Origin of the sequence: Bartonella sp. TS25HLJMH, from assembly GCF_042193505.1 — a bacterium.
Lineage (GTDB): Bacteria > Pseudomonadota > Alphaproteobacteria > Rhizobiales > Rhizobiaceae > Bartonella > Bartonella grahamii.
In genome coordinates, this window is sequence record NZ_JBHILV010000014.1 from 21,303 (window position 1) to 29,856 (window position 8,554).

Genomic DNA, 8,554 nt, shown 5'->3' on the forward strand with positions numbered 1-8,554 from the left:
TGAAGAATGCAAGAGCCGTACAACGGAAAAAGATATTCAAATGCTTAATACGCGTTTAGCTTATCAAAAAGGGGGGATATAATGGCACTTTTTCCATTTTCTATTGCCGATATTGATGATCCTGAATGTATTCGTGTGGTTCTTTATGCTAGCGGAAGAATGGGACATGCTCCTTTAAATGCATTGTTGAAGAAAGCATATGAAGATATTACAAAAATTTCAAAGCGCATGGATGCTTTAGCAAAGCGCATGGATGTGTTAGAAAAAAAATTAAATACTCTAGATCCTACCAAGGTCGAACAGAAAAAAAATACGAAAAAAGAGAATCAAGACAGTATTAATAATGTTATGAGTGGTGGAATAACGACATCAAGCAGTATTGTGAGCGGATCAGACATTAAAATAGAAGCATTGTCTGCTGGAGACATATTTTTTTCTCCAATAAACGAGACGCCAAAAATAGACTACAGCTCTTTTGTTTCAAAACTTACAGCACAGGAGCCGCTAGAAATACACAGTAATGTTAGTCAATACATGGGTGTTGAGCAGTCTAGAGGGATTTCTGCTTTTTTAAAAAAGGAAAAATAGAAAAAACTGATTATAACAATAGGTATGGGTTGAAGTTATAGATCAGATAAACTTTATTTATATCTTTGGTGGGGTGTGGAATTGCACTCTGTTTGAGATGTTAAAAAAGGTAAAAATTGATAGAGAGTCTAGTTTTAATAAAAAGAGAAGCGTTGTTGCAGGAAAGTTGATCATGAGTTGTTGGGGAGATTAGGGTGCATATTGAAATCTAAGGGAAAGTTTTTAAAACCTACAGAGAAAGGAGCTGTGCCCAAACAGAAACGCATGGCAAAAGAAGTTTGTAAACGATAAAAATCTTGCAATAATTTTAAAAAGCTTTTGGATAGAGCGTTCAATGATTTTAAATTTATAAACAATTCGCTGTTTTTACGCTTTTTTAAAAGAGAAAAAAGCAGTTTATCGCAATTTTAATTTGTCAAAAATCCCATAAAAAGAAAGTTTTAATTGTCACTTGTTTTCTTATCAAACAAGATTGTACAAGCGGTTGTTTATTTGTCTTATGCTGTAAATACTGTCCTTTCAGGTGTGATGATATAAGGTAAAGCTCTTTGTAAGAGCCAAAATAACACAAAAAGTGTTTTTAAAGGCGTGCCAAATATTTAAGGCAGGGCTTATTTGTTGAGCTTTAAGTTTAAGTAAATCACATGTGGGAAAGCTAAATGGACCCCGCTATAATCCGAGCTATTAATAGATTAGATTAGGTGAAGCTTCGTCTTTTGAAGTGGTGGATGCAAGTTAAGAAAAACCAGCTTTTACAAGCGTAAAAGAACGGATTTTATTATAATTATGTACTTAAACCATGTGTGTTTTTCATGGATGATATTGAAATAAAACTACAAAGTATTTTGATTTTAGAAAGTGCGTTGTTGCAAATCACTTCCATTAATACGAAGGCGTTATTATTTATACTCTTTTTGGATAAGTTTTATAAATATAATTAAAAAGCTTGCAATATTATACGATTTGTGTATAAGTATTTATTATTGATTTCTTTTGTATTTTATTGAATTATATCTCTATTCATAAGCCGCGCCATTTAAAGGTGCGGCTTTTTTTTTGTCTAATAGCAGGGGGGCTATATATCTATTATTGAGGTGGCTTTGGATGTTTTTTTCATTATTCGCATCATTGTATTTTGTGATTTCGTTTTGCAGTGAAATCTCTAAATTCTTGTGTGTTTTATCCCAGTGAGGAAGATTCAAAATAAAAATGCAGGTATCTGTTTAGTTTCTTTGCGTTGATTATAATGGGGGGCGTTGAATAGTTAAAGAATGTTTGTTACTGTTTGACGGAGAGTGGTATGGGGTGAAGCGTAAAATGGTGGCGCACTTGAAGGGCAATTATTATGCATGCCCGCATGATCAAAAATGCAAATGTGTCTTTTACAAATGTGTCTTTTATAGTGTTTGTTGATCTCGATTAGAAAGTCCGTTCTTTTCTTTGTTTGGAGTTTTACATCAATAATTTCTTATCTTGTTTTCGTGCTGCTTTTTGAGAGTGCGGTGATAGAAGGCATGTAAGTTTTATATATTGAAGTGTTTGTGTGTGGTGAATATGAGGGGTGTTTTTTCGTCATGTGATGAACTCTTCGGGCGGTGGGGATTTTGTCCATAAAGCGTCATAAAATATCGCTTTTTATTCTATGGTGATAGAGATCCCATGAGGGGGAAAGGCAAAGGGGAAAGTCAAGTGGATTTTGCGAGCCAATCATGTAAACTGGAACGAATTCCATGCGGGTATAAATCAGGTTCTGTTTGTTGCATATAGCGCTATTTGTTGCATAACTTGTGATAGCCAATTCTCTAAATAAGGGGATTTGACCGGTAGCAGAAAAAAGGAATCATTACGAGACAAGAAGTGTGCTTGTTTCAGAATGTCTAATGCTTTTGCATGACATAAGGAACGCGAAACTCTGTCACGCCTTCCTTTCATATTTTCAAGTCTAGGGTTGTCCATATATTTCCTTCAACTTGATCTTTATGCATGGGACACAAGAGATTTGGATACAAGAAATTGGGATGAATATTTTTGGGATAAGCAAAGCTAATGTGTTACGCTCGTTGTTTTACAGCGCGTTTGATAAAAAGCTAAGACATCTTTCCAATCCATTATGCGTGTAACCTTAAAGCGTTGTTTTCTTAAGAGAGCACAGAGCTTTTTTGTTGCTTGTTAAACAACATCAAATTTCAAAGCTGTAACATGTTTGAGAGAAAGAAGAATGAGAGCCTTACGGATTCAGAAGGGCAAAACTCTCTGAGCGACTCCAGCTTTTGTAAGTTAGACTTTATGTATGCTAGATGGGGGGCTGTATTTGAGTGATTTCTCAAATAGGGAGACAGCCTTATTGAGAAAAATATAAAGGCATATTAATCACTCTTTGTGCTATCATTTTTTTGCTTTATAATTTTCAAAACTATCTATAGCGATATTATTTAAATAATAAAGATAATGCCTTATGCCTTTGTGTATCGCGTGTCTTTTTGGGATTATGCCTCTCACATAAAAACAGAATGCTCAAAATATTAAAATATTATTTGTCTCTGAATATACATTTATTGCATGTTCACGGACTTGTTTTAAAGAGATATCTCACTCCCAAGTCCTTTTCACAAGGACACTCGTCAATGGTATAAGGGTAAAGCTCCTATGAAATGTATAAAACTTATAAGATATCTCCCTTATCTTTATGCTTCATAAAAGTGTAGACTGGTATTCTCATACACTTTTTCAGCTCCTAATAGTATGAAAGTCTTGGTTCGTGAGACGCTTTATAAGAGGCATATGCCTTTTTTGTACAGTTTTTAATCCACATGCCAGCTCCGCTTGTAACTTGCAAGCGACATGGTTTTGATCGTTTCAACAGAAAACAAATTTAGGATGAGAGAATCTTATGGTATTCGGGTCTCTTATTCGATATGAAAAACAATAAATACTCTTTATAAATCAATGTGATGTGTCTTAAAGAAGACGAATTGTTTATAGCGCCACATGGATGAAGAATCTTCGTCTTTTAAGGTAGTGAAAGAAAATTATAATCCCTATTTTTTCATAAAGGGCATGAGAAAAGTGTTTCACAAAAATTTTATACGATAAAAATTATACGATAAAAAAGAGTCTTTTGACATAAGAGTCTTGATCGTTTGCCGCTATAGCCTGTATTGTGTACACAGATAACTTCTATCATTTTTTGCTGTAAAAGCTTCTCTTGGGATGTTAAAGGGTGCAATCTTTATGGAAAAAAGAATTCGTGCAAGGCAAAAGGCTTATTTTAAAAGATTATATCGCAAGATTGCTTTTGTTTGCATAATACTTTTTTGTATAGTGATTTTGTGTTTTGTTGTTGCAAAGGTGATCAGTTATTTTTCTTCTCATGAAAAAATAACACAACAAGCACCCGTTGAATTGGTTATTCCTGTTTTTGATCTGCGTGTATATTGCAAGGAAATTTCTGCTTCCGTTATGCCCGATATGAAAAGAGAAGTTTATCAGCATTGTCTTAATTTGGAAAGTGAGGCCTATTTTGCTATTCGTGAAATGTGGGATCAGCTTTCTGATACTGCAAAAAAACAATGTTTGACGTTGGTACGACCTGGGGATGGAAATTATTTTCTCTTACGCGATTGTTTTCTTAATGAAAAAGAAAATAAAAAAGGCAAAAGGCGCAATTACTTTTAAGTTTTTATACGGAAAGTTAAAGGAGGCGAATTTTGATGAAAAGATAAAAACCCCTTAAATTACGATCTGCCTCGAGACCAATAGAAATTTTATTTATTTATCTTGTTATATTGCACTTCTTATTTAAGGTGTGGCGACATAAGGCATGGATGTCTCCTTGAAATGTTTAAGGGGGCGTGGTGGAGTTTTAGGAGGATTTGTTTCCCTTTTTTTAGGGAAATAACAGGCGTGGGAAATCCATTTCGTAATGGCTCTGGTGAAGGGTATAATGGTAAAGCCCCCATGAAGTGTATAAAATTTATAGAGCATATTCATCTTTACGTTTCAAACAAAAGTAAGCCCCAAGTACCACTTACACTTTGCGAGCTTTCAATGGTGTTTGCTGACAGCCCTTGAGCCTTAGAGATGGTTCATAAGAGGCACTTTTAGCCTTTCTTTATCGTTTTTACTCCACACAGGCTTTTCCGCGTGTAACATGAAAGAAAAAGAGATTGATTCAATAGCAAACAGATTGAGGATGAAAAATCCTAGGGTATTAAGTTTTCTTACTCAACACAAAAAATATGAATTATGATTATAAATCAATTCAGTGTACGAATTTTACAAGAATTTTTATTGTTGACAGAGCCGTGTGACTTGAGAACCTTCGTTCTTTGAGGGCGTAAGTCAATAGAAATGACAAAAATGAGTAAAAAAGAAACATTCCTTTTTAAACATTCAAGGTTGCTTCATGCGTAAAGTGCTGTGCTGGGTTTACAAATGTGCTTGTTTTATAATTCCAGTTTTCTTTATCAGAAAAGATAAGAGAGGAAATGCGTTATGCCATTCTTATTGATAGTTTTTGAGAAGAAGCTGATTTTTAGGAAAGTGTGACATATTGGTCATTTTTTTATAATTTTATATTTTTTTGTATTTAAATATTTTGCTTTTTAAGCTCAATTTGTTATAAATAAAAACTGTGATTAATTTAAAAACTCCATGGGTTAAAATAGAAATTGATAGTATCGGGCTTATTTAGGAAAGAAGATTAATCTCTTGGTGATTATAGGGCTTGAATAATACTTCGTATTAATCTATCTATAAAGATCAAGAGGTTTTGTGAAGCGATCGTGGATTATCGCTCGCAAGGGGTTGCTTTAGCGATGAAGAGAGGCTATATTCATAAAATAAAGAGGTTCGCGCAGTGACTCGTTGGGATGGAAGTGCTTGTGAGTTAAATGCACGAGGGGGTAGAGGATATCGGCGTTTTTAGGAGCGGTGGTTTTAGAGCAAAAAAGGAAGCTTCTAATATTCTCTGGCAGGAATTTTTCTTTGTCAGGTGTGTTGTATGTGTATTTTCCTTTTTGTTTTCCACAAGATAATTATTTTTTTAGTGAAATATGGTTTATTTTAAAAAAAACACTTGGCATTTTATGTGAACATCATTAGGTTTCTGCTGTTTAACAGAGAAAGAGGGAATTTTTGATTTACGATTTCCCTGCTGTTTTGTGATTTTCAAGAAAATATATGCTTTTATCAATATCAGTAGGGTTCGTTTGAGTAAAATAAACGCGGATAGCTTAATAACCGTATGTTAAAAATGATTAGCATTATCAAAAGGTAATGCAATGAGGAAGAGTCAATTAAGACATACATTAAGACAAACACTCCAAAAAGGGATAAAGATGAGGCCACAACAAAATAGACGGGTACGCGGTCGCAATAATAACAATAATGGTAATAACAATAATAATCGTCGCGGTCCTAATCCGTTGTCTCGCAATTATGAAAGCAGCGGTCCGGATGTTAAAATTCGCGGGAATGCTCAGCAAATTGCCGATAAATATATAAGCCTTGCGCGTGATGCACAAGGTGCGGGTGATCGTGTTATGTCGGAGAATTATTTACAACATGCCGAGCACTATTTGCGTATTATTTTAGCAGCAGCTGGACAAATGTCTCAATCGGTTCGGCGTGATGAAAATCGTGGTGATGAAAATCGTGGTGATGAAAACAACGAGCAAGAATGCGGTGAAATAAATCTTGACGGTGAAAAAAAGGATGCTGTCGAGGGTGATACAGATGTATTACAGATGCCGTCGCAAAAAAATGGCAATGGCCAATATGCTAAAACGCAAAATGGGGATGGGCGTGAAAATGCTTTAGAGGCTCTATCGGATGAAAAAACGGATCAAGAGCACTGTCGCTCTGAGAAAAATGTTGAACCCGTTAAAAAAACACGCCGTTCTCCCCGTCGACGTATTGTGCGGACCCAACAAGATGAATCATCTCTTGAGCTTTCACTTACAACAGCAGAAAGCACGAGCAATGGAGATGCATCAACAGCAACAAAAGAGGTTTCTTCGTTGCCTGGATTAGGTGAGGGGATACAGAGAAAAACGCGCCGTCGCCGAGTGGTCAATCTTGAAGCAGAGGAAAATGTTTAAATCTTCAGGGATGCTGTTTAAGCGCTTGTGGTGATGTTATTAGTATCATGATGGTAAATTATATATGCTCAAGAAGCTTCTTGCGCTTTCTTTGAATTTTCACGGTCAGTCCTAGGAACTTAACGAAGGGTGTCGACAGACAAGATTGCCTCTTTGCTGGGATTTAAGTGAGGGGATACAGAGAAAAGCACATCCGTGTATTTTAAGAGGAAGTTCTTGTATGAAGAACGCAATGTTGTTGTTTTATTTATTCACACTTATATTTAATATTGTTCAATGTATTTATGCTCATTTCGCGATGGTGCTCATAAATTCTATCATGTGAAATCCATCGGTTATCTTTGCTTAATAAAAGATGTAAGCTGGGCGTTATTGCTTTTATTTTTAATGTTGCAACAGTTCTTCTTTTGATACCGGATCATTCATAAGAGGTATTTTTATTCATCCATTTCCTTGCTGGGATATGTGAGCAAATGATTTTGATTAAGTTCCTCATGAACAGATTTGAAAGGGGAGAATCTTACAGTATTTGAGGTTCTCGTTTGACATGCAAAATAAATGATCACTATAAATTAATATGTTGAATTTTTGCATTCAAAAAGATACATTTCTTGCACGTTTATTAGAATTTTTCCAAGCGATGTCAATTTCCTTAGGCATGGGAATGCGTTGATAGAAAGGTTTCTTCTTTTCCGAGATTTAAGTCAGGAGATACAGAGAAAAACGCACTGTCGCCCGAGTGGTTGCATCTTGAAGTAGAGGAAAAATGTTTAAATCTTCAGGGATGCTATGTAAGCGCTTGTGGTGATGTTAGTTTGCTTAATGAGGTAATATTTTCGATATTTCTTTTTTTGTTTCAACAGAAAGAACGGCGATTAGTATACCGGTGTGATAATTGTAAATCATAAATTTTGTTTGTCCATCAGGGGTTAAAACTTTCAGTACAATATTGTGTTCTGAAAGGCTTTGCGACAAAATCTGTGTTTTTTCCGGTAGAGAGAGCGTATGATGGATAATATGTGGGTTTTTGCTGGAAGAGGAAGATAGCTCTGTTTGTTTTGGCGCTGATCCGGTTGCTATCACTTTATAAACAATTAAAAACAGTACGGTTAGAATAAGGAAAAGCGTTATTAAAACGGAAATAATCATTAAACCCATAAGTTTTTTTCTCACTCGTTCTACAGCAGGATCTAAAGGGAGATCTTGAGGCAGAGAGTTTTGCTCTGTGTGATGGTCTTTTGAAGGTTGCATTCGCTTATTATCCATCATGTCTTTCATTGAGTATTTTTTGAGATCTAATGGGTTTATGCTGTTAAAGTTTTTTGTGCAAGAGGTTTGTGGAAGAAGAATGCAAAAGAGGAAGCGATGTTGGTAAAATACTTTCTTTCTGGACTGTAGATATCTTGTTATTTACGTTTTGGCTTTTAAGCAGGAAATTTCCACGGTTTGTTACAGACCAGATCAATTTTACTTCTTGTTGATGTAAATTTGCATGTACGTTTATACATTGGGCAAAAATTTGTTGTCCAGAAAATGCAAACTTTTTTGTAGATGGTATCATGGATTGTTCACATGCTTGAGCCGTTGGGTAGATTTTAACCATTGTATTGTTTGAATAGCAACTATTAAAATCATCTGTACATGAAACTAATAAGAGGATAAAAACAAGGGGATTCATCAATTATTTTCCAAATGAGAGGTTGACAGCGTGGACTCCAATTTGTCAGCCTAGGGGCTTCTTCATTATTAAACGTTTTCAAAGTTTTTTAGTTCCTCCTTTGAGATGCCAGTTCCTCCTTTGAGATGCCAGTTCCTCCTTTGAGATGCCAGTTCCTCCTTTGAGATGCCAGTTCCTCCTTTGAGAT

5 protein-coding genes are annotated in these 8,554 nt (G+C 35.3%); 3 read left to right on the forward strand and 2 right to left on the reverse strand.

Annotated elements, in window-relative coordinates:
- The first annotated feature begins 81 nt into the window (after positions 1-81).
- From ACFINF_RS06895 to ACFINF_RS06905, 3 genes are all read left to right on the forward strand, one after another.
- Positions 82-588, forward strand: coding sequence for a hypothetical protein (locus ACFINF_RS06895; RefSeq protein ID WP_375620230.1), 507 nt, complete (start codon positions 82-84; stop codon positions 586-588).
- Between the two features lie 3,231 nt (positions 589-3,819).
- Positions 3,820-4,263 carry a hypothetical protein gene (locus ACFINF_RS06900; protein WP_375620231.1) on the forward strand — a complete coding sequence of 148 codons (444 nt, stop codon included), beginning with the start codon at positions 3,820-3,822 and terminating at the stop codon, positions 4,261-4,263.
- Positions 4,264-5,927: 1,664 nt separating this feature from the next.
- Positions 5,928-6,689, forward strand: a complete 762-nt coding sequence (locus ACFINF_RS06905) for a DUF4167 domain-containing protein (protein ID WP_375620232.1) — start codon at positions 5,928-5,930, stop codon at positions 6,687-6,689.
- Positions 6,690-7,508: 819 nt separating this feature from the next.
- Here the strand turns inward: ACFINF_RS06905 and ACFINF_RS06910 are convergent.
- Positions 7,509-7,958 carry a hypothetical protein gene (locus ACFINF_RS06910; RefSeq protein WP_375620240.1) on the reverse strand — a complete coding sequence of 150 codons (450 nt, stop codon included), beginning with the start codon at positions 7,956-7,958 and terminating at the stop codon, positions 7,509-7,511.
- Between the two features lie 43 nt (positions 7,959-8,001).
- Complete coding sequence (locus ACFINF_RS06915; RefSeq protein WP_375620241.1) at positions 8,002-8,367, reverse strand: hypothetical protein; 366 nt, start codon at positions 8,365-8,367, stop codon at positions 8,002-8,004.
- Between the last annotated feature and the right edge of the window lie 187 nt (positions 8,368-8,554).

Coding starts and splice junctions, on each gene's coding strand:
- ACFINF_RS06915 (WP_375620241.1), bottom strand. CDS start 8,367: ATGAATCCCCTTGTTTTTATCCTCTTATTAGTTTCATGTACAGATGAT.
- ACFINF_RS06900 (WP_375620231.1), top strand. CDS start 3,820: ATGGAAAAAAGAATTCGTGCAAGGCAAAAGGCTTATTTTAAAAGATTA.
- ACFINF_RS06895 (WP_375620230.1), top strand. CDS start 82: ATGGCACTTTTTCCATTTTCTATTGCCGATATTGATGATCCTGAATGT.
- ACFINF_RS06910 (WP_375620240.1), bottom strand. CDS start 7,958: ATGATGGATAATAAGCGAATGCAACCTTCAAAAGACCATCACACAGAG.
- ACFINF_RS06905 (WP_375620232.1), top strand. CDS start 5,928: ATGAGGCCACAACAAAATAGACGGGTACGCGGTCGCAATAATAACAAT.